This window comes from Vibrio inusitatus (assembly GCA_024346935.1).
Lineage (GTDB): Bacteria > Pseudomonadota > Gammaproteobacteria > Enterobacterales > Vibrionaceae > Vibrio > Vibrio inusitatus.
This window is the reverse complement of the sequence record AP024878.1, coordinates 1,161,850-1,183,508: the sequence shown is the minus strand read 5'-3', so window position 1 is coordinate 1,183,508 and position 21,659 is coordinate 1,161,850. Positions and strand designations below refer to the sequence as shown.

The 21,659-nt window shown below is 44.8% G+C and carries 23 protein-coding genes; 11 read left to right on the top strand and 12 right to left on the bottom strand.

Annotation, left to right across the window (positions count from 1 at the left end; genetic code table 11):
* Nucleotides 1–190 precede the first annotated feature (190 nt).
* The 9 genes from OCU48_RS05480 to OCU48_RS05440 all read right to left on the bottom strand — a co-directional run bounded on the left by OCU48_RS05480 (nucleotide 191) and on the right by OCU48_RS05440 (nucleotide 8,882).
* Complete coding sequence (locus OCU48_RS05480) at nucleotides 191–619, bottom strand: hypothetical protein (RefSeq protein WP_141344330.1); 429 nt, start codon at nucleotides 617–619, stop codon at nucleotides 191–193.
* Nucleotides 612–1,592 carry a formate dehydrogenase subunit gamma gene (locus tag OCU48_RS05475; RefSeq protein WP_244312242.1) on the bottom strand — a complete coding sequence of 327 codons (981 nt, stop codon included), beginning with the start codon at nucleotides 1,590–1,592 and terminating at the stop codon, nucleotides 612–614. Before OCU48_RS05475 ends, OCU48_RS05480 begins: the two co-directional genes overlap by 8 nt.
* Before the next feature lie 74 nt (nucleotides 1,593–1,666).
* Nucleotides 1,667–2,275 (bottom strand): formate dehydrogenase FDH3 subunit beta, encoded by a 609-nt coding sequence (gene fdh3B, locus OCU48_RS05470; protein ID WP_017027593.1) that lies wholly within the window; start codon nucleotides 2,273–2,275, stop codon nucleotides 1,667–1,669.
* Nucleotides 2,276–2,288: 13 nt separating this feature from the next.
* Nucleotides 2,289–5,144, bottom strand: coding sequence for a formate dehydrogenase subunit alpha (locus OCU48_RS05465; protein WP_141344328.1), 2,856 nt, complete (start codon nucleotides 5,142–5,144; stop codon nucleotides 2,289–2,291).
* A gap of 12 nt (nucleotides 5,145–5,156) precedes the next feature.
* A complete protein-coding gene (locus OCU48_RS05460) occupies nucleotides 5,157–5,357 on the bottom strand; it encodes a hypothetical protein (protein WP_141344327.1) in 201 nt (66 codons plus the stop codon).
* 15 nt (nucleotides 5,358–5,372) lie between these two features.
* Nucleotides 5,373–5,972 (bottom strand): TorD/DmsD family molecular chaperone, encoded by a 600-nt coding sequence (locus OCU48_RS05455; protein ID WP_141344326.1) that lies wholly within the window; start codon nucleotides 5,970–5,972, stop codon nucleotides 5,373–5,375.
* A gap of 8 nt (nucleotides 5,973–5,980) precedes the next feature.
* The gene (locus OCU48_RS05450) at nucleotides 5,981–7,651 is read right to left on the bottom strand and encodes a 4Fe-4S dicluster domain-containing protein (RefSeq protein WP_141344325.1); all 1,671 of its coding nucleotides are present in this window, start codon (nucleotides 7,649–7,651) and stop codon (nucleotides 5,981–5,983) included.
* Between the two features lie 142 nt (nucleotides 7,652–7,793).
* Nucleotides 7,794–8,435 (bottom strand): DUF3306 domain-containing protein, encoded by a 642-nt coding sequence (locus OCU48_RS05445; RefSeq protein WP_141344324.1) that lies wholly within the window; start codon nucleotides 8,433–8,435, stop codon nucleotides 7,794–7,796.
* A 21-nt stretch (nucleotides 8,436–8,456) separates the two neighbouring features.
* A complete protein-coding gene (locus OCU48_RS05440; RefSeq protein ID WP_141344323.1) occupies nucleotides 8,457–8,882 on the bottom strand; it encodes a DUF3305 domain-containing protein in 426 nt (141 codons plus the stop codon).
* A gap of 131 nt (nucleotides 8,883–9,013) precedes the next feature.
* Here OCU48_RS05440 and OCU48_RS05435 point away from each other — a divergent pair, with 131 nt between their 5' ends.
* The 9 genes from OCU48_RS05435 (at nucleotide 9,014) to OCU48_RS05395 (ending at nucleotide 17,142) form a co-directional block, all read left to right on the top strand.
* Nucleotides 9,014–9,865 carry a formate dehydrogenase accessory sulfurtransferase FdhD gene (locus OCU48_RS05435; RefSeq protein ID WP_141344322.1) on the top strand — a complete coding sequence of 284 codons (852 nt, stop codon included), beginning with the start codon at nucleotides 9,014–9,016 and terminating at the stop codon, nucleotides 9,863–9,865.
* Nucleotides 9,866–9,870: 5 nt separating this feature from the next.
* Nucleotides 9,871–10,728 carry an ABC transporter substrate-binding protein gene (locus tag OCU48_RS05430; RefSeq protein WP_141344321.1) on the top strand — a complete coding sequence of 286 codons (858 nt, stop codon included), beginning with the start codon at nucleotides 9,871–9,873 and terminating at the stop codon, nucleotides 10,726–10,728.
* The gene (locus OCU48_RS05425; protein WP_141344320.1) at nucleotides 10,728–11,426 is read left to right on the top strand and encodes an ABC transporter permease; all 699 of its coding nucleotides are present in this window, start codon (nucleotides 10,728–10,730) and stop codon (nucleotides 11,424–11,426) included. Before OCU48_RS05430 ends, OCU48_RS05425 begins: the two co-directional genes overlap by 1 nt.
* Nucleotides 11,427–11,438: 12 nt before the next feature.
* Nucleotides 11,439–12,161, top strand: coding sequence for an ABC transporter ATP-binding protein (locus OCU48_RS05420; RefSeq protein WP_141344319.1), 723 nt, complete (start codon nucleotides 11,439–11,441; stop codon nucleotides 12,159–12,161).
* Nucleotide 12,162: 1 nt separating this feature from the next.
* The gene (gene mobA, locus OCU48_RS05415) at nucleotides 12,163–12,732 is read left to right on the top strand and encodes a molybdenum cofactor guanylyltransferase MobA (protein WP_141344318.1); all 570 of its coding nucleotides are present in this window, start codon (nucleotides 12,163–12,165) and stop codon (nucleotides 12,730–12,732) included.
* Nucleotides 12,733–12,735: 3 nt separating this feature from the next.
* Nucleotides 12,736–14,526, top strand: coding sequence for a bifunctional molybdopterin-guanine dinucleotide biosynthesis adaptor protein MobB/molybdopterin molybdotransferase MoeA (locus OCU48_RS05410; RefSeq protein ID WP_141344317.1), 1,791 nt, complete (start codon nucleotides 12,736–12,738; stop codon nucleotides 14,524–14,526).
* Between the two features lie 186 nt (nucleotides 14,527–14,712).
* A complete protein-coding gene (gene gloA / locus OCU48_RS05405; protein WP_141344316.1) occupies nucleotides 14,713–15,096 on the top strand; it encodes a lactoylglutathione lyase in 384 nt (127 codons plus the stop codon).
* 17 nt (nucleotides 15,097–15,113) lie between these two features.
* Complete coding sequence (locus OCU48_RS05400; RefSeq protein WP_141344315.1) at nucleotides 15,114–16,211, top strand: alkene reductase; 1,098 nt, start codon at nucleotides 15,114–15,116, stop codon at nucleotides 16,209–16,211.
* Between the two features lie 67 nt (nucleotides 16,212–16,278).
* Entirely contained in the window at nucleotides 16,279–17,142 is an 864-nt protein-coding gene (locus OCU48_RS05395; RefSeq protein WP_141344314.1) for a DMT family transporter, read from the top strand.
* Between the two features lie 216 nt (nucleotides 17,143–17,358).
* Here OCU48_RS05395 and OCU48_RS05390 read toward each other — a convergent pair whose 3' ends face one another.
* Entirely contained in the window at nucleotides 17,359–18,162 is an 804-nt protein-coding gene (locus OCU48_RS05390; RefSeq protein ID WP_141344313.1) for a crotonase/enoyl-CoA hydratase family protein, read from the bottom strand.
* A 325-nt stretch (nucleotides 18,163–18,487) separates the two neighbouring features.
* On the opposite strand from OCU48_RS05390, the gene OCU48_RS05385 reads away from it, so the two are divergent.
* Together OCU48_RS05385 and OCU48_RS05380 are read left to right on the top strand one after the other, a co-directional pair.
* A complete protein-coding gene (locus OCU48_RS05385) occupies nucleotides 18,488–19,816 on the top strand; it encodes an anaerobic C4-dicarboxylate transporter (RefSeq protein WP_141344312.1) in 1,329 nt (442 codons plus the stop codon).
* Between the two features lie 10 nt (nucleotides 19,817–19,826).
* On the top strand, nucleotides 19,827–20,078 hold the full coding sequence (locus tag OCU48_RS05380; protein ID WP_141344311.1) for a hypothetical protein: 252 nt from the start codon (nucleotides 19,827–19,829) through the stop codon (nucleotides 20,076–20,078).
* A gap of 41 nt (nucleotides 20,079–20,119) precedes the next feature.
* On the opposite strand, the gene OCU48_RS05375 is transcribed toward OCU48_RS05380, so the two are convergent.
* Entirely contained in the window at nucleotides 20,120–21,151 is a 1,032-nt protein-coding gene (locus OCU48_RS05375; RefSeq protein WP_141344310.1) for an HlyD family secretion protein, read from the bottom strand.
* Complete coding sequence (locus tag OCU48_RS05370; protein ID WP_141344309.1) at nucleotides 21,151–21,615, bottom strand: magnesium transporter; 465 nt, start codon at nucleotides 21,613–21,615, stop codon at nucleotides 21,151–21,153. The genes OCU48_RS05375 and OCU48_RS05370 overlap by 1 nt, the downstream gene beginning before the upstream one ends.
* Nucleotides 21,616–21,659: the final 44 nt, after the last annotated feature.

Below are 21,659 nucleotides of genomic sequence, written 5' to 3'. Positions count from 1 at the left end.
TCTAGGATGACGGTGTGTAGTCTGTACGATATGCCTGACCCTCGTCATTCCGGCAGTCTTTAAGCCGGAATCTAGCTCTTCGAAAACTTGGATACTGCCCAATCCTTCAATAGGTACTGTCACCGTAAGCATAAAAAAACACCAGTGAATTGCACTGGTGTTTTTGTTTTTTAGCGTTATCAATTCAATGTTAAGTCTGAGAAAACTGGTGAAGCGACTTTGCTTGAACTACAGGCTTATTCTCTTTCAATAAACGCATGCCTCTGAACATTCGAACAAACCATACCGCAATCGCTATGGCTGAAATGACGCCACCCGCAATTGGGATAAAATGCGCGATCTCAACCAGTGCACTGTTCCGAGCCCAATAATCGTTAACCCCGATAAGCACACCGTTTGAAGTCGCGACGGTAACAATCAACACCACAAAAAAGGTCAAAAACAAAAAGAAGTTTCTGATCAAGCTGTAGTAGTGAGAGATCACCACATCGCTGTCTTCATCCTTATCTAAACGATATCCAGCATACACAATTGCGATAACGCCCGACAATAACAAGGTAAATGGAGTAAGAATACTGCCTATATAAGCCCACCAAATGCCTTTATGATGATCATTCATTGCTCACCCCATCCTTCTTATTGGCTCCCTTAACAGGGGCATCTTCCAATTGATCTTTCACCTCTTCATACCATAAGTCATGGTGCTCTTTAGCCCAGGTTTCATCAACTTTACCGGTAACCATGCCTTCAAGTGCACCTTCCATACCAAACAAACCAATATAGATATGGAACACAAAACCACAAATCAGTATTAAGGCTGAGATCATGTGGACTAGATTGGCAATCTCCATATCGCGACGGGTTTGGTCAAAGATTGGAAAATCTAGAATAACGCCACTGGTTGCCGCTACTGCGCCAAAAACAATCAACAGCCAATAGATAACTTTTTCACCGGCATTAGAGAAGCCCGCCGATGGATGAGTTCCTTTATGCTTGCCTACCATGCCCCCCATTTTCATGAACCATTGCATATCGGTTTTATTGAAAATAGATTTACGCCACCATTTCACTAAGATGAAAATAAGTAAGATATAGAAAATAGGTCCTATGTAGTTATGGTATTGCTTGGCCGTCATAATGACCAACCCCCATAACTCCGTCGGGATAAACGGCTTCAAAAAGTGCTTGCCATAAACCAGCATTAACCCACTAAATGAGAGCGTCAAAAAGGTAAATGCCATTGTCCAGTGAAGCGCCCTATCCATTCGAGACCAGCGGTTAAGCTTTCTGCCCGTACGCGGCTTACTTAACATCAATGGCCCAACTAGGAAGTATGCTAATACCACCATCATGATACTGCCAAAGATAGCGACCGCCGCCGCTGGAGACATCCACTTCTCTTTTAAAATAAACCACGTTTGTCCAGGCACACTAATTAGCACACCATGTTCAGGAGACTTTGAGGTTGTTGTACCCTCAACGCCTCCTTTCACATCTCGCCAATAGTCTGCACCAGCCAATTGCACTATTTCTTTTTCTGCTGCGGTGTTGGCTTTTTGCTCTGCTGCATAGCTCGATGTACTCACTAGCATCAAAACACTGGCGAACACTGTTAACAGCAACAAAGTCCATTGTTTCGCTAACTGCATCTGATTGCTCCCTCTACCTAGCTTTTGGTCGCATCAAACGCTATATCTTCACCATCGCTCCATCCAGCGCCTTTTGCTCCGCGCTCAACAACACGTTGACGGAAAATGTCTGAGACCACTTCAGCATCACCAGCAAGCAATGCCTTGGTAGAACACAACTCAGCACACATAGGCAACTTGCCTTCTGCGATACGGTTTGCGCCGTATTTCGCGCGCTCTTCTTCAGAGCCATTTTCTGTCTCAGGACCGCCCGCACAGAAAGTACACTTATCCATCTTGCCACGCTCACCAAAGGCTGAGGTGTGCGGGAATTGTGGTGCACCAAATGGGCAAGCAAATAGGCAATAACCACAACCAATACAGAGGTCTTTGTTGTGCAGTACAATGCCATCTTCAGTGTACTCAAAACAGTCTGCAGGACACACTGCCATACACGGAGCATCGGTACAGTGCATACACGCAACAGAAATTGAGCTTTCACCCGGTTCACCGTCGTTCAGTGTTACTACGCGGCGACGTTGAATGCCCCATTCTAGCGCATCATCGTTTTCGTTCTTACATGCAGTGACACAACCATTACATTCGATACAACGCTTGGTATCACATAGAAATTTCATTCTAGCCATAATTCAGGTTTCCTTACGCTTTTCGAATATTACACAGAGTTACTTTGGTTTCTTGCATCTGAGTAACTGGGTCATAACCATAGGTTGTTGCCGTATTTGCAGCTTCACCTATGACATAAGGAACCGTGCCTTCCGGGTAACGTTCAGTAAGATCTTCACCTTGGAACTTACCACCGAAGTGGAATGGCATGAACGCAAGCCCTGGAGTCACTCGTCGAGTCACCATAGCTTTTACATACACTTTACCTTTCTCGGCGCCTTCAACCCAAACCATGTCACCGTCTTTGATGCCTAGGTCATTCGCGTCTTTAGGGTTCACCTCAACAAACATCTCTTGTTGAAGCTCAGCTAGCCATGGGCTAGAACGTGTTTCTTCGCCCCCTCCTTCGTACTCAACCAAGCGACCCGTTGTAAGAACAATAGGGTATTCCTTCGACTTATCGACATCCTGAATACTCTTGTAGAGGGTAGGCAAGCGATAAATGGATTCACTGTCGTCCCAAGTTGGGTAGTCCTTCACAAGATCTCTTCGAGGCGTATACAACGGCTCACGGTGCAATGGCACTCTGTCAGGGAATGTCCATACGACGGCACGAGCCTTAGCATTACCAAATGGAATACAGCCATGCTTAATTGCGACACGCTGGATGCCTCCAGACAAGTCAGTTTTCCAGTTTTTGCCCTCCGCAGCGCTTTTCTCTTCTGCAGTAAGATCGTCCCACCAGCCTAAGCTTTTGAGTAGCTTATCGCTAAACTCTGGGAAACCATCTTGTAGTTCACAATCTTTAGAATAACTGTCTTCTGCCAGAAGGTTTTCACCCTCAAACTCAACGCCAAAGCGTGCGCGGAAGTTACCGCCCCCCTCAGCAACCGGCTTAGATGTATCATACAAAATATGAGTGCCTGGGTGCTTCATCTCGGCTGTGCCCCAACAAGGCCAAGGTAGACCATAGGTTTCGCCGTTCGCAGGTCCGCCTTCAGCAGCCAATGTGGTTTTATGGAAGGTGTGCCAGTTTTGTTGGTGTTCTTTGAGGCGTTCTGGGCTTTGTCCTGTATAGCCAATTGTCCACATGCCTTTATTGAATTCTCGGGTAATGTCCTCAACAACAGGCTGGTTATCTTTAACTTCAATGTTTTTGAACAGCTGATCAGAAAAACCAAGCTTTTTAGATAAGAGATACATGATCTCATGATCAGGTTTTGATTCGAATAGTGGTTCTATCACCTGATCTCGCCATTGCAACGAACGGTTTGAAGCGGTTACTGAACCATGAGTTTCAAACTGAGTCGTCGCGGGTAGCAAATAAACGCCATCGGTGCGGTCATTCATAACACCTGCTACCGTTGGGTATGGGTCAACGATAACCATCATATCCAGCTTTTGCATCGCTTTACGCATCTCTGGACCACGTGTTTGCGAGTTTACTGCGTGCCCCCAATAGAACATGGCGCGAATATTGTCATTTTGTTCAATATTCTCTTTGTTCTCAAGAACACCATCTATCCAACGGGATACTGGGATACCCATGTTGTTCATTGGCAGTTTGCCGCGGTATTTGTTTTGGTCGAAGCGCTCTTCAATCCACTTGTAATCGAGATCCCACACCTTAGCCCAATGTTTCCATGAACCGGGTGCAAGGCCGTAGTAGCCTGGAAGTGTGTGCGATAATACGCCAAGGTCTGTTGCACCCTGTACGTTATCGTGACCACGGAAGATGTTTGCACCCCCACCCGATTTACCCATGTTACCCAGAGCAAGCTCAAGTACACAGTATGCGCGAGTATTGTTATTACCGGTGGTGTGCTGAGTCCCCCCCATACACCAAACAATACAACCCGGGCGGTTGTCCGCTAAGATCTTCGCGGTTTTGTACATTTGCTCTTCAGAGGCGCCAGTCACACGCTCAACCTTGTCAGGAGTCCAGTTAGCTACCTCAGTACGGATTTCTTCCATACCAAACACACGCTGACGAATGAATTCTTGGTCTTCCCATTTGTTCTGGAAGATATGCCACAACAAGCCCCAAATAAAGGCAACATCGGTACCTGGGCGAAGCGAAACATAATGATTTGCCTTAGCTGCAGTGCGCGTACGCCTAGGGTCAGCAACCACTATTTTGCAGTTGTTCTTTTCTTTGGCTATCAAGATATGCTGCATGGCTACTGGGTGAGCCTCTGCAGGATTCGAGCCTATAAATAGCATCGACTTACAGTTGTGCATGTCGTTGAAAGAGTTGGTCATCGCACCATAACCCCAAGTATTGGCTACCCCAGATACAGTAGTGGAGTGACAAATACGAGCTTGATGATCAACGTTGTTAGTACCCCAAAGCGACGCCATCTTTCTAAATGTGTAAGCTTGTTCGTTGTTGTGCTTTGCACTACCCAGCCAATACACTGAATCTGGTCCAGATTCTTTGCGAATTTGTAGAGCTTTATCGCCAATTTCATTGATGGCTTCGTCCCAGCTCATTTTCTTCCACTTACCGCCCTCAAGCTTCATCGGATACTTAAGGCGTTTCTCACCGCGACCATGTTCGCGCAGCGCCGCACCCTTGGCGCAATGTCCGCCAAGGTTAAATGGATGGTCAAATGCAGGCTCTTGGCCTGTCCATACCCCATTTTTCACTTCTGCATAGATACCACACCCAACAGAGCAGTGAGAACAGATAGTACGTTTGATTTCGACATTAACGTCTTCATTTTCAGTGCTGGCTTGTGCCTTTTTCATCATACCTGGAGCAAAGATCCCGGCTCCCACTACAGCACCACCTGCGGCGAGCGATGAATTTTTCATGAAGGTACGACGGCTAACACCGAACTTTTGATCAGGATTTGAGGTGCTTTCAGAGCGCTTGGTTAGTTTCATAGTTTTAGGCTCCTAAAGTGAATCATAATAGTCACGGATATGTTGGGTTTCTTTGTACCCCGGTTCATCTTTCGATTGTTCGTTATTCACATCAATCGGGTTCGCCTGAGCTGCTGTTGTCGCGGTGCTAAGCACTGCTCCTGCCACAACACCACCCCCTAAAGCCTTTAACGCTTTACGACGATGACTATCAATTTCTTTGTTGTTTTTCATGACTCCATCCTCAACCTAATCCAGTTCACTAGAACGAACAGCAATGCTCTGCTCACTCAATGCTACGGCTTCTAACTCTAAAAAAGCAGCTAGAAGACTTGCTACAACTACGTAAAACTCAGCCGCTTTTGCGTTCTGAATTTGTTTCACTAAATCTTTATACCAAGTTGCAATGTGCCGATTAAAAAAAACGCCTTGCTGCGGTGAGTTTTCTTCTATCAACATCGCCATCACCTCGCAAATCGCTGCAATGTGATCCTCTGGCTCTTTCACGCTATTATTTCTCTCATAACCCAGAGCGGAAAGATCTTGCCTCAGCGCTATTAAAGGCTTCTCCATTAAAGCGCCGCTTAGGTGCCAAGAAGCAAAGGGCATCACTTCCCCTCGCCCAACCCCTATAAATAAATCTTGGTATTCTTCTTCTATCTCTTGTTGCGTTGTTTGGCTTGCTACCTGCTTAAGTGCTTGCCAATCAGCGCTCATTTGACTGTTACCGGCTTCTGTTTCTATTTCAGATAGCCATTGAAGCAAACCGCTGCTTGGTGGCTGTCTAAACAAGGTAGCAAGTAACAAATAAATATCGGCACGCGGTGCCTGTAGTGCTTCTTGATTCATGCTTACCTCTAATATTTTAGCTGTTTTGTAGGATCTTTCGCCATTTCTTCAAAAACATCCGCAACTCGGCAGTCTTCACACATGGCAATTCGACGTATCGCGTTGTCATCAGAAAAGTGAGAATGACCTTTTAACTTACCTTGAAGCATGGTAATCATTGACTTGGGAGCGAATGGTTTTTCACAACGTAAACAAAGTGCTGGCTCATCTTTGTGTAAGACAGTGGCATTAGTGCGTTGTTCCTGATCCCAGTTCATTCTTGGAGTCAAAGAGAGAGCGTCTTCAGGACACGCTCCCTCACACAAGCCACACTGAACACAATCTTGCTCGATGAAATTAAGTAGTGGTAGCTTACCTTCATTGTGGATAGCCATGGTTGGGCATACTGCAACACACGCCATACACAAGGTGCACTTGTCTGTATCGCACTCTACAGTGCCATAAGGTGCCCCTGCCGGAAGTGCGACTTGCGACTGAAGAGGTGAAAAAGATTTCGCTAATCCATCTAATGCTTGGAAGAGTCTTGAGCGTTTATCGCCTTCAAGTTCCCCAACAGCAACGCCTAAAGGTTTTTCAATCAAGGTAGGCGTTTGGGATCTCAAATCTTCCAGATACAAGATATCAACACAGCTTGCATTGATGCCGAGCTGCCTTAACAAGGTCTGAGCGACAGTGACTTCTTCACTGAGCACTCGGATTATAGTGGCAGGCATCCGACGACTTGCAGCAAACAATACCTGAGTTGCACCATTGGCTAGAGCCGCAAACCAAGTATCTATGCCTACAGAAGGAAGCTCGTTCACCACAATAGGGATGACATTATCTGGCAGTGCTCTCAGTGCCATTAGGTTATAAGTTTCATGCTCTTCACTGCAAAATAGGATAATTGGCGACTCGCCACCCTGTTTTTGGTAATTCTGCAGCGTTCTCTCGATATAACCCTGAGTTTCTTGAGGGTATGGCAGTGCGTATTCAATAGCGCCTGTTGGACAAGAAGTCGCGCAGGTTCCCACCCCTTGGCAGAGGTAGGGGTTGATTTCAATTTTATGCCCAATTTCGTCGCTCCCCTCACTAGACAGTGCTCCAGCAGGACAGGATAAGATGCAACGTTCACACCCTTTAACGCCACGTGAACTGTGAGCGCATTTATCAGTATCTAACCGAAAAAATTTGGGCTTATCGAAAGTGCCGACCAAACCATTAATTTCTTCTATGGCATCTTCTAGTTTCGGATAACCTCTTCCCACAGGGAAATAACCAACCGGAGGTACTTCCGCGTCAATAAGCGCCTGTGAACTCAAATCTAAAATGAGATCAAAATGTGCTTGTTGAATAGCAACGGTTGCAAGATCTATCTCTAATAAAGCGTCTGGCTGTGATAGTTGAAATGAAAATCGGCCCATATATCCGCTAAGAGAAGCCGATGAGAAATAATAAGGGGTTATTCCACCTTGTACTGGTGAATTCGCTGGTGTAGCGAAGGTCACCGAACTTAACCCAGAAAATTGCTGCTGAAGTGATTCAAGCTCTTCAGTTGCAGCAATTACCAATAAGGCACCCTGACTTTCATAACTGACGGTGGGTGGAATAAGATTTGAGAGCTCTAACGTGTTGTTAAAAGCATAATTTCGCGCTTGGCCATTGCTTGAGGTCGATTGAGCCAAAAATTCCTTTAGCATTCGCATCCTGTGAGTTAGTCAATAAGCTCAGCTTACTGCTGTAAATAGTTTGCTTAAGGATTGCAGATAATTTGTAGAATAATGTTAAACCCATAGAGATTTTGAGGCATTACGCAGGAAAAATTGTTAACTATGTGATTTTCTAAACATTTTTATTTGAATCTTCTCTAAAGTCGAGGAGTTCAGCCTCATCGGAGTTATTCTCTTTACTTGAATATGTTTCTTTTTTGTCAACAGATTGAGACTCTACAGACTTAATGTCCGCATCACTCTCTTGTGCCTCAATCTCCTTTGTCTGAGCTTCATGAGCCAGCAATTGCGACTCATCTGTAGGAGACATCTCCTCAGCTAATTCCTCTAATTGCTCGACTTTCTCATGGGTCCAATGACGAAGCTTACTTGCCACATCAGCAGATAACGATTTCATCTGACTAAAATCTTGGTTGTAATCATTGAGCTCATCAACTTCACTAAACTGGCCGCTTAAAAAGAGGCTACGAAGCGCTCGCTTCTTTAATTCAGGAGCGGCATCTGATGCCAGCAGCGCAGACATGGCATTGCCCTTTTTCTGCTCCTCTGTGACCTCCACATCCGAGTCTTGTGCGCTCTCGTGCTCAGCAAAATCGCTAGACTCTAACTGACTCAAGTTCTCTTCGTTGAGATCTAAGTCCTCTTCGGCTATCGCATCAGGCTCTACTTTATGCAGAGAGCTTTCTATTTCCTCTTCCTGCTCAACTGGCGCTGAATGCTTATGTAGCAATCTTTCAAATAAGCCCCTGCTCATAATGACACTCCTAACCTACTACTATCGACTGGCACGGCCCGCTCCTTTGCGTTTTTTACGTTTGTGTTCAATTAACTCACCGTGACGAGCAAGATACGCTTCCATCCATGCCTGAACTGCCAAAGGCATATCTACTGATAGCACCAGATAGTCGCCATCCAGAAAACTGCCTGCTACGCTTTGCGAAACAGTTACAGAAACAAGACTCAATGATTCAGTATCGTTTTCCAACACCACGAACAGTTTTGGCGTTTGTGAATTGAGGTTGAAACGGTAGTCGGTTCTTTCATCTCTAAACAATTGTATTTCAGCATCAATACCCATTTCACACTTCGAAGGGTCTAAAAATATCTCTTCGATAATCCAATTGCTGGTTTGCCATTTGGAGTTTTGTGTTTGATGTAGAATAATCTGACATCTAATGGGCCAATTATCTTCCGTTTTCATTGGTACCTCGTTAAGCTAAGTCATTATTATTTAAATGGTTCTACTCGAGCTTGCTCGAGTAACAGAAAGAAGGGCACTGCCCACTCACCTTTCTACACAACACTGTTCTAGTATAGAAAAAGGATTTTTTAATGCCTAAAGCGCCCCATATCGTAGCTGTTGGTCAACCTCCGTCACAGACACAAAGTGTGACCGTTTTTGATGAATATGGGGAGCCACTAAGCAAAGATATTGCTTGTGAATGTCCCTTAACCATCCTGCTCAATTGGCGAGAAATAGTCACATTGATGACGCTAGGATCCCACCCTGGTGCTCTAGTACTCGGTTACCTTAAAAATCAAAGCTTTATATCAGACCCTACCCAACTTGATTCGGTGTTGATAGATTGGGAGACAAACAGTGTGGCAGTGGTCACCAAAGAAAACACTGACTTCCTAGAAAACGCCTTAAAAAAGAAAACCGTCACCTCGGGCTGCGGGCAAGGCACTATGTATGGCAATGTCATGAAGAGCCTCGAAAATTATCAAGTGCCGCAAACAAAAATCAAACAAAGTGCGCTTTATTCCACACTGATGGCGCTGACCCACTACAACGATACCTATAAAAAAGCCGGTGCTGTTCATGGTTGTGCTGTTTGCAGAGAAGGAGAAGTGGTTTCTTTTGTTGAAGATGTTGGTCGTCACAATGCAGTGGATACGCTAGCCGGCGAGATGTGGCTTAACCAAGATACTGGTGACGATAAGATATTTTATACGACAGGCCGACTCACCTCAGAAATGGTGATCAAAGTGGCTCAAATGGGTATCCCCACTCTGCTCTCTCGTTCAGGCGTTACTCAAATGGGGCTAGAGTTGGCAGAGCGCTTTGGTATCACTATCATCGCTAGAGCCAAAGGGCTTCGCTTTCAGGTCTATCACGGGGTAGAAAAAATCGAATTCGATGGCAAGCATGCCAATAACGAAGACATCACAAAGGATCGATAAGACTCATGTTTCTCAAACCATTGTTGCAACGCATTCACACATATATTCAAAAACATACAGCGCTACTGGTTGCGCTATCTTTCCTATTTATTATCACCACTCCAGCACATGCCGAATCACAATCGTTACGCATGGCAACCACGACCAGCACTTATCACTCTGGCCTACTGGTCTATCTGTTACCGACCTTTACCAAGGACACGGGTTACGAAGTGCAACTGCTGGTTACCGGATCAGGGAAAGCTCTAAAAATGGGTGAGATGGGTGATGTTGATATCGTTCTTACTCATTCTCCAAAAGCTGAAAAAGCCTTTCTTGATGCGGAATTTGGCATCGACGCTCGCTCGGTAATGTACAACGATTTTATTCTAGTAGGCCCCAAAGATAATCCAGCCAAGCTTACCGAAGCCGACACGGCTGCAGGTGGCCTAACTAAGATCGCAAACAGCAAGTCTGTATTTATTTCTCGCGGGGATGACTCCGGTACCCATAAAAAAGAGCTGTCATTGTGGGAAGCTGGCAATGGTGTTCAAAATTGGAATAACTACCGCTCTATCGGCCAAGGCATGGGCCCAACTTTGAACATGAGCTCCGAATTACAAGGCTATACTTTGACTGACAGAGGTACTTGGCTTGCTTATCAAGAAGCACTTGATCTGGCGATTTGGGTACAAGGCGATCCTGCTCTATTTAATCAATACCAAATTATTCGCGTTAATCCAAAACGCTATCCTGACCTAAACATTGATGGCGCTAAAGCGCTCAGTGATTGGATAGTGAGCAATGAGGCTCAAGACTTGATCGATCAATTTCAAGTCAAGGGGGAAAAACTGTTTACTGCTGATGCGAAAACGTCTAACTAATGGATATTGGTGACACCACAATAGAAGCCATTAAACTGCTTCTTAGTCTTGATCCCGCGCTGTGGAAGATAGTATCTATCTCCTTCAGCGTGTCACTGTTCGCCCTCAGTTTATCATTACTGCCCGCCATTGCCATCGCACTGTTACTGGCCTACACGCCATTTCCAGGGCGAAATATTGTCACTTCCGTGGTTAATACACTTCAGGCGGTGCCTACCGTAGTCATCGGTTTATTGCTGTACATGACGCTATCTCGATCAGGCCCAATGGGCGATTGGCAATGGTTGTTCACACAAAGGGCAATGATACTTGGACAGATACTTATCGCAATGCCTATCCTTATCTCTATGCTTCAAGCTGGGTTTCAAAGCGTCGATATGCGCAATGTCGAAACCTCCATTACCTTAGGAAAGTCCTATCCTCAGGTATTTAGAGCACTACTATGGGAAACACGGTTTGCGTTAATTGCTGCTATCGTGACCGCATTTTCACGAATAGTCACAGAGGTCGGATGTTCAATGATGGTCGGTGGGAATATCCTAGGCCATACGCGTAACATACCAACAGCCATTGCCTTAGAGAGTTCAAGAGGCGCATTTTCACAGGGTGTCGCGTTGGGTATTGTATTGTTGCTACTAGCACTAATACTCAATTTTGTCTTAACGTCTTTGCGTGGGCAAAGCCATCTTCGAGTCTAGAGGCGAGAATCAATGTCAATACAACTAAGAGCCCAAGATTTGTCTAAGCGCTATGATGATCGGGTTCTGTTTCACATTCCTAGTCTAACTCTAGGCCCTAGTGATGCCATCTATTTGAAAGGCCACAATGGCGTGGGCAAAACAACCCTATTGAAGATTCTTGCGGGTCTCACTACCCCTAGTAGTGGTTCCATCAACGGCGATGAGATTTCCACATTTCACCGTCTATTTAAACGAAAGCTGTTTAGAGATGTAGTGTATCTTCATCAGTCACCTTATATGTTTGATGCAAGCTTAGTGGATAACATTCGCTATGCGTTGCCTGTTACATCGCAGAAAGGTTTAAACAGTCGCACTCGGGCTATTCACGCTCTAAGACAAGTAGGCTTAGAATCCTTGGCTGATGAACACTGTTCTGTGCTCTCTGGCGGTGAGAAACAACGTCTAGCTATGGCTAGAGCTTGGATTGTCAATCCATCGATATTGTTGATGGATGAGCCTAGTGCATCACTGGATATAGAGTCTACGCAAGGCATCGTATGCCTTGCTAAAGACTTACTAGACCGAGGTTCAAGTATCGTTATCACCAGCCATCAACAAAACGGACTCACTAATCTCTGCGATACTCAATGGAGCATTGAAAATCAAGGGCTAACCGTAACTCCACATCTTCGAATCATCGACGAAGAAATCAAGCAAATCGAACCTATTACCCACAATATTTTAGGGAACTAATATGAATTTAATAAGCTGGGTCGTCCTAGCCGGCGGCCAAGCCACTCGTATGCAAGGTCAAGATAAAGGGTTAGTGGAACTCAATAATAAACCACTGATCGAATACGTTCTTGAAGTTCTCAAATCGCATACCGACTCTGTTTATATCAACGCCAATCGCAACCAAGAACGTTATCAAGAGTATGCACCGGTTTTTGCAGATCAGTATCAAGGGTTTGTTGGTCCGATGGGGGGTATTCATGCTGGTTTAACCCATGTAGATAGTGATTGGGTTGGATTCGTACCCTGTGACTGTCCACAAATTTCTCCTACTTTAATTTCCCGCATGCAACAAGAAATCAGCGATGAAGATGAGATTTTAGTGGCGCATGATGGCGACTTTATACAACCCGTATTCACGGTATTTCATCGCAGCGTATTAGAGAGATTACAACAATTTCTCGATGATGGTGAACGCAAGATTATTCTCTTTTACGATCGCTGTAATACCAGACAGATCGACTTTAGTGATGTCAAAGACAGCTTTGTGAATCTTAACTCGAAGCAAGAATTACTTAAATTTAAGCAGTAACCCATGAAGATGATTTGTAACACGCCAATTCTTGGCTTTGCCGCGTTTAGCGGCACAGGAAAAACAACCTTACTCGAGCAGCTTATTCCTTTGCTAACTAGCGCAGGGCTCAAACTTGGAGTGCTTAAACACGCCCATCACAACTTTGACATCGACCAAGAAGGCAAAGACAGCTATCGATTGCGAAAAGCGGGAGCGACACAGATGTACATCAGTTCTCGCTATCGCAATGCCATGATTACTGAAACCCCAGACGAAGAAGCGACCTTCGAGCATCTTCTCATGCAATTTAAGCATGATGAACTCGACTTGATTCTCATCGAGGGTTTTAAGAGCCAATCATTTCCCAAAATCGAATTGCGACGAGAGGCCCTGCAAAATCCTTGGATGCATCCAAATGATGAAAACATCATTGCTGTCGCGACAGATATTGCACTAGATTGCTCACTCCCTAAATTTGAAATCAACGACCTTGATGCGATCGCGGAGTTTATTAGCACTCGAGTCAAATCTGGCGATCTTGCAGGTAAGAAGCAAAGCGAAGACAGCGTTGCAGCGTGCTGCGATACCCTGTCCCCTGCTTTCTTATCTGTTGAGCAAGGTATAGAACGCATATTAGATGCTGTTTCTGAGATCGAAGGGGAAATCCGTGTAGAGGTAGATCACGCCCTCAAGGATATTTTAGCTGAAGATGTAGTGTCAAATATTAATGTACCGCAACACACAAACTCAGCAATGGATGGCTTTGCTATCCGAGATGAAGATGTGTCTTTAGAGCGCTTTAAGCTCGTTGCCGAAGTGATGGCGGGTCAAAACTATCCACACCCTCTGCAGCTAGGTGAGGCAGTTAAGATAATGACCGGGGCTCCAGTGCCTAGCAATGGCACAACGGTCGTGATGAGAGAGCAATCTGATACCTTCAGCGAAGCAGGGATTGATTTTGTCACCTTCAATGGCGCTACAATCAAAGCCGGACAAAATGTTCGATCTGCTGGAGAAGATCTTGCAAAAGGGCAAAGCGTGTTCGAAAAGGGGTGTAAAATAGGCCCTGCTGAAATGGGAATGATTGCCTCACTAGGTATAAACCAATGCTTGGTTAAGCGTAAGCTAAAAGTGGCCATATTCTCTACAGGCGATGAGGTTCAGCACCCAAGTCAATCGCAAAAAGAAAACTGCATTTACGATTCAAACCGCTATTCGCTTATCGGTCTACTGACACAACTCAACTGCGAAATCTTAGACCTTGGTATTCTTGAAGATGATCACCACCAAATAGAAAAGGCCGTTTCAGAGGCCGCACAGAATGCTGATCTGGTACTGACAACCGGCGGAGTCTCAGTGGGTGATGCGGATTACATCAAAGATGTGCTGGAACAAAACGGTAACATCGATTTTTGGCGCATCAACATGCGCCCAGGCAGACCCCTCGCCTTTGGTAAGATTGGTGAGACACCTTTCTTTGGTCTTCCCGGAAACCCGGTTGCCACTATGGTTTCGTTTATTAACTTTGTAGAACCGGCTATCCGCAAGATGCAAGGTGAAGAGGAATGGAAACCGACAAAACTACGTGCATTGGCAAGTGAGTCATTGCGCTCACGTCATGGACGCACTGAGTTTACTCGAGGAGTCTATAGTCTAAACGAGCAAGGCCAACTTGTCGTTCGCTCAACCGGTAAGCAAGGTTCAGGGATATTACGCTCTATGAGTGAAGCCAACTGTTTGATTGAAATAGAGCCTTTGTATGCCAAGGTTGAACAAGGAGAGTTGGTTACCATCATCCCTCTGACCGTTTAATTCCTTTTCTCTAAAGTCATTGCTTAAGGGTTTCGATTTATCGAAACCCTTATTTTTATAAATTTTCATTATGATGAGGATAAGCAATGATAATTTCTTATCTGTAATGCCTATAGGTATAGTAAGCCTAATCGAATTCCACTCATACCACGCATTGGAAGACACCAATGCCAGCGAGGATATGCCATGAAATTTCTACATACGATGCTTCGAGTTGCTGACCTAGACAAATCAATCGAGTTCTACACCAAGGTTCTTGGCATGAAGGTCCTTGAGCGTCACGAAAACACTGACTACCGTTACACCCTTGTATTTGTCGGCTTTGATGACGTATCAAGCTCAACCACTATTGAGCTTACCTATAACTGGGATACTGACGCGTACGACCACGGTAATGCATTCGGTCATATCGCTCTTGGCGCTGACGATATTTACGCTGCGTGCGACAAAATCAAAGCACTAGGTGGCAATGTATCTCGTGAACCAGGCCCAGTAAAAGGTGGCGAGACTCACATCGCATTTGTTAAAGACCCTGATGGCTACGCAATCGAACTGATTCAACTAGGTTAATTTGAGAGAGAATAATAATGATTAACGCACTATTTCAACCGATTCAACTAGGTCCACTGTCTCTTAAAAACCGCATTGTTATGCCACCAATGACTCGCTCTCGCGCAAGCCAACCAGGTAACATCGCCAATGACATGATGGCAAAATACTATGCACAACGCGCAGAGGCAGGCTTGATTGTCGCTGAAGGCACACAAATCTCAGCAATGGGACAAGGCTACGCTTGGACTCCAGGTATCTACTCTGCCGAGCAAATAGCTGGCTGGAAGAAAGTAACCGATGCGGTACATGCTAAAGAAGGCAAGATCTTCGCACAGCTTTGGCATGTAGGTCGTGTAACCCACCCTGACAACATCGGTGGCGAGCAACCTATTTCGTCTTCTGCAATGAAAGCGGAAAATGTAAAGGTATTCATCGATAACGGTACTGATGCACCGGGTTTTGTTGACGTTGTTGAACCTCGTGAAATGGCGAAAGCAGATATTGAAATGGTGATTGAGCAATACCGTCAAGCGGCGCTGAATGCTATCGAAGCAGGCTTTGATGGTATCGAACTGCACGCAGCAAATGGCTACTTGATCAACCAGTTTATTGACTCGGAAGCCAATAACCGCACTGATGAATATGGCGGCTCAATTGAAAATCGCCTGCGTTTCCTTGGTGAAGTGGTTACGGCGATGTCAGAAGCAATTGGTTCTGATCGCGTTGGTGTTCGCCTAGCACCGTTTACATCATTAAACGGCACGGTTGATGCAACACCGGTAGAGACTTACGTTGCAGCAGCAGCACTACTAAATAAACTGAACGTGGTTTACGTGCACATTGCCGAAGTAGATTGGGAAGATGCACCGGAAACACCAAAAGCATTCAAAACTGCTGTTCGTGAAGCCTACAAAGGTGTGCTGATTTACGCAGGTCGCTACGATGCAGAAAAAGGCGCTGAAGCTATCGAAGAAAACACCACCGATATGGTAGGTTTTGGTCGTCCGTTTATTTCAAATCCAGACCTTCCTAACCGCATCAAGAAGGGTTATCCTTTAGCTTCTCATAACCCAGAAACGTTATTTGGTGGTGCAGAGCAAGGCTTAACAGACTACCCAGTCTACCAAGCTTAATCATCGCTCAACACAATCAAAAACCCTGCGCTCTCGCAGGGTTTTATCGTTCTAAATTAGGATAACCATGAATCTGAAGGCTCTCAAAGGTGAGTTGTTTCTTGTATTGGCAACCATTTTAGCCGCAATAGGTTGGATTGCCTCTAAACTCGTTATTCTCGAAGTCCCTGGTGAAATCTTCATCACTAGCCGTTTCCTATTAGCAAGTTTAATTCTCTTTCCCTTTTGCTATAAAAAAGTCCTCGCACTTAAGCCAAAACAGATTATCTCTTTGCTTGGTGTAGGCTTCGTGTTGGCTCTGTCTATTCAAGTTTGGGTCTACGCGGTCTCTATCTCAACCACTCTGGCCGAGGGAGCCTTTATCATGAGCCTTGCTATGATAATCGCGCCATTCGTATCACTGATTTTGTTTCGAGTTAAACCCAACCGAGCCTTTTGGATTGCCTTGCCGATTGCTATCTTAGGTATGGCTCTACTCACCCTTGCCAATGGTTGGCAAGTAGACAGAAGCCAATGGTATTTCTTATTAGCTTCTGGACTGTTGTCGCTACATTTTGTACTAAACAAACGTGTGATCACCAATCTAAATCCATTAACCTCTATCTGTGTACAATTGTTTGCTGTGGGATTAGTTGGAGCCATCTCTGTGGGCATTACCCAGCCAGATGCGTTCGAGCTTAACCGCCATATATTATTTTGGTTTGCAGTATCAACCCTTATTGCCACTTCGATTCGCTATCTAGCGCAAACGGTGGGTCAATTCTCAGTGAAGATGGAAACGGCATCTCTGATTATGATTTTAGAGCCCGTATGGACACTCATGCTCAGTATCAGCATGCTTGGAGAGGTCGTCGGTACGCAAAAGTTGTTAGGGGGAGGTGTTATCTTCTTATCGCTTTTGGTGTATATCAAACTGTCGAAAAAGAGATAAATTGGCTGCAAGCTATAAGCTATAAGCTGCAAGCTATCAGCTATCAGCTATCAGCTATCAGCTATCAGCTGCAAGCTATCAGCTATCAGCTATCAGCTATCATTCTGCATGTTGTTAGCAGGAATTTGGGGATGCACTCCTTCAGATTGCCGATAAGAGACCTCGGCAATGACAACGCTTAACCTGATGGCTTATGGCTTAAAGCTATCAGCTTCTTTATTTAAACTTCCTCGGCAAATAATCAGGCTTATTATCTGGATTACGTTCCCTTTTGGCTGCAATAGTTCTGTTCTTCCCAATTCCAACTTTAATTTGGTACCAAGTCTCTAGCAATAACGCTTTACCTTGGCTAGACCACCACGTGTTGTGATAGAGCTTCTTGTTCGCGGCTAATACATCTGGAGAGCGATTGATGCACTCCAGAGCAAGTTGGTAGGCACAATCATAAGGATCGTCGGCGACCTTAGTGACTAGCCCATACTCTTTGGCTGTTTGGCTGTCGATCTCCTTGGCTGTCATCGCCATTTCTAGGGTATGGTCTTTACGCATTAACTCACGAAAGGCGATAGCACCTCCCATATCAGGAATAAGTCCCCACTTGGCTTCCATAATGGAAAAAGTAGCATCAGGACTTGCTATACGAAAATCACCTCCGCTAGCCAACTGCAACCCCCCGCCCCAACAACGACCGTGAATGGAAAATATCACAGGACACGGAATATCTCGCCAACCCAAGGAAAAACGCTGAGCATCATTGGCACGAGTTGGCCACCACTTGAACAGCAAAGAGAGCGCCCCGCTTTTACTGGTTAATAGAGACTTCACATCGAGCCCAGAGCAAAAATCACTACCCTCGCCTCGAACGATCACAGCCCTCACTCGTTGATCGTTTTTCAACTCACGCGTGATGGCATTCACTGCTTTGAACATCTCCATATCGATGGCGTTGAGCTTATCAGGACGATTAAGGCTGACTATTGCAATCTGATTCTCATCAATAGTGCAGATCACTCGAGACATATTCCTTCACCTTTGATAGTGGTCAAACCACTAAGCTATACAAATAATTAACATTTTAAAAGGTTTCTATATTAGTTTTCGTACATAAGGCATTAGCTTTATATGCTTTTCCATTTCAATAGTATCCTAACTACAACCGTATTGACTCTCAAAGAACACACATAATTCACAATGCGTTTACTTCTTAAGTAAACCCTGTGATCAACTCGATAAATAGCGAATTTCTCATTTTAATCATGGTGTTATGTGATGAGAAAAACAAATAACCCTGATGAATAGGAGGATAATTTTGTCAGACATTCGTAATTATCAATGGTGAACAATAATGCTGTATTTTGAGTTTTTGTTCCTTCTGATTGTGCTCTACATTGGCTCACGGAAGGGTGGTATTGGACTGGGGGTTGTCTCGGGCATTGGCCTAACCATTGAGGTATTCATCTTTAAGATGCCACCTACCTCTCCTCCTGTAACCGTTATGTTGATCATTTTAGCGGTGGTGACCTGTGCTTCCATATTAGAGGCTGCCGGTGGTCTAAAATACATGCTTCAGGTCGCCGAGCGTGTGCTTCGTAAAAATCCCAAACGCGTTACTTTAATTGCCCCCTTTGTAACCTACAGCATGACATTTTTGCTTGGTACTGGTCACGCTGTATATTCAATTATGCCCATCATCGGAGATGTGGCACTGAAAAATGGCATTCGCCCTGAGCGCCCTATGGCTTCTGCCTCCGTCGCTTCTCAGATAGCGATTACTGCCTCTCCAATATCGGCTGCAGTCGTTTATTACCTTGCACAGCTTACCGATATTCGCCCTGACATTAGCTTACTTTCTATCTTAATGGTCACAGTGCCTGCCACTTTGTTTGGTACTCTTCTTATGGCCCTGTACAGCATGAAGCGTGGTAAGGAATTAGATGACGACCCAGAATACCAAAATCGCTTAAAAGACCCAGAAATGCGCGATCGTATACTCAATACTACAGCCACATCTTTGGACGAGACCTTACCCACTTCAGCTCGTAACTCAGTATTGCTGTTTTTACTATCGATTGCGGTCATTGTGGTGATTGCGATGGTACCTGAGATCCGCACCATTGGTGAGGCGACCAAACCCATCAGTATGGCTGTAGTCATTCAAATGATGATGCTCTGCTTCGGCGGTATTATTTTGTTAGCCACTAACACTGACCCTAGACTCGTTCCTAATGGGGTCGTGTTTAAATCGGGTATGGTAGCCGCAATTGCTATTTTTGGTATTGCATGGATGTCAGACACCTATTTCCAATACGCAATGCCACAATTCAAATCAGGCATCGTTGAAATGGTGACCACTTACCCATGGACCTTCGCTCTTGCGCTGTTCATTGTTTCAGTAGTCGTGAACTCTCAAGCAGCAACCGCGCGCATGATGCTACCTGTAGGCTTAGGTCTTGGCTTAGAACCTGCGCTCTTAATAGGTTTGATGCCCGCTGTATACGGTTACTTCTTTATCCCTAACTATCCATCTGATATCGCGACGGTCAACTTCGACTCTTCAGGTACCACAAAAATAGGCAAATGGTACTTTAACCACTCCTTTATGAGTGTTGGCCTTATTGGGGTGATCAGTGCCTGCTGTGCAGGTTATATGTTGGGTCAGGTAATCATTGGCTGAGGTTGATAAAATGAAAATTTTCTATGAGACCAAACGAGGCAAGCATAAAGGGCTTATTCAACAGCCTCATAGGCACAGAAATGGTAAATTTGCGGTTAGTAAAGCAAGGTTTGATGAAGGCTATACCTACGTAGAGAGTACCGAAGAACTCTATAAGTACTTACGACAAGGCTATAAAGTAAAAGTGAGTAGCGTTCAGCCACTCACCGCTCCTAGTCTAGTAGGACTCGCCTCTTTGACAATTGAAGAAGCAGCCATTTAAGCAAAACGCCCCAAGGAATCACTCTTGGGGCGTTCATTTAACTACAGGGCACTAAGATAAGCTTTCAACGATTTAAGTCTAACCGTCGCTCCGCCAATAATGTCCATAAAACCTAGAATTGGGTGTGGCTTAGTGGCTGAAATCCACGCCGAACCTGTTGCCCCAATAGGGATGTTGTACCCTTTAGGCTCTTCAAATTCAATGATGACAGTACGACCATGTGCACCCGCATTATTTGCGACGTGTTGATTTACACTTTGCGTGCCATTTTTCACCGACACTGTTGCCTCACCGGTACCGCTAGTAATACTGTGAACCTTACCTCGGAATACTTCACCAGGGTGAGAATTCACATAGAACTCTGCAAACTGACCTTCTTTGATGTAACGATAAGTTTGGTCACTAACACGCATCTCCATAAACTTTTTACTCGTGTCATAAATATGCATGTTACCGGTACGAGTGCCTTTAGAAATGTTCACAACACCAATCTGACCATCAAACGGCGCTATCACTTGGTTCATTTCATTCTGCCACTGACTCTCAGAGATCTGAGCTTTAATGGTAGCAATCTCAGCGTTCAGCTCTGACAAGTGAGAGTATCCTTGCTGGATAGCGTTTCTTACATCATCACGCTCGGCTTGACTGCTGTATTCTTCTAATTTCATCAAACGTGCCATTGTGGTTTCATCTGTTTCAATTTGCATTTTAGTTGCTGATATTTGATGTTTAACCGCTTGGATTTGCGCTTTTAGACCTTTAATTTCTTCGATAGAATCCGTTGCTTCTAAGGTATATAGCAATTCACCCTTTTCTACGACTTGGTTGTGATTGACCAGAACACTTTCTACTTTTTGTCCCACTAGAGGACTTAGAACAGCGTGAGGCGCCTTAACCGTGCTGCTATCTGTCAAATCCACAGGGGCCCAAAAACGGCTCACAGTAAACAAAGTCATTGCTAAGAAACAACCGACAGCGGTAATCATAGTTGCATTGCGAAGGTTCCATTTAATGACGCCAGCTTTAACTAGAATCCACATAATAAAAACGTAAGGAAGCATAATCTCTTTCATTATTTAGACTCCTGCGCTGATGATTCTTTACCTTGCTCTACACCGCGGCGAATGACACCGCTCAATGAATTCCCAATAATGTCCCAACGAGTAAATGCGATGACAATGGCCACTACCCACCATGTTTTGCTAATGAATAAGCCACACAACGACAAGGCAAATACGATAGTGGTGTGTGCACTATTACGATGCTCACTCTCGTGAACCGCAACCTCATGCAATTGCCATAACAAATAAGCAACGTAAGCAAAAATAGAGAGGGTTACAACGAAGATGAGACCCATAAAGATTTCAGAGTTGAGCAAGTTGATTATCGAAGGGTTGCCATCAACAAACTCGCTGTCTGGCATAGACTCGCCATGAATGTTGGACAAGGTAGAGAAAAATAGGGAAGTTGCAGCTGCAGCACCAAGTACTCCAATTGCTTTCATTAACCACTTTAAAACACAGAACAGTCTTTTCATTACGTACTCTCACTTTAGTTGGGCTCTAACAAAGAATCGTATGG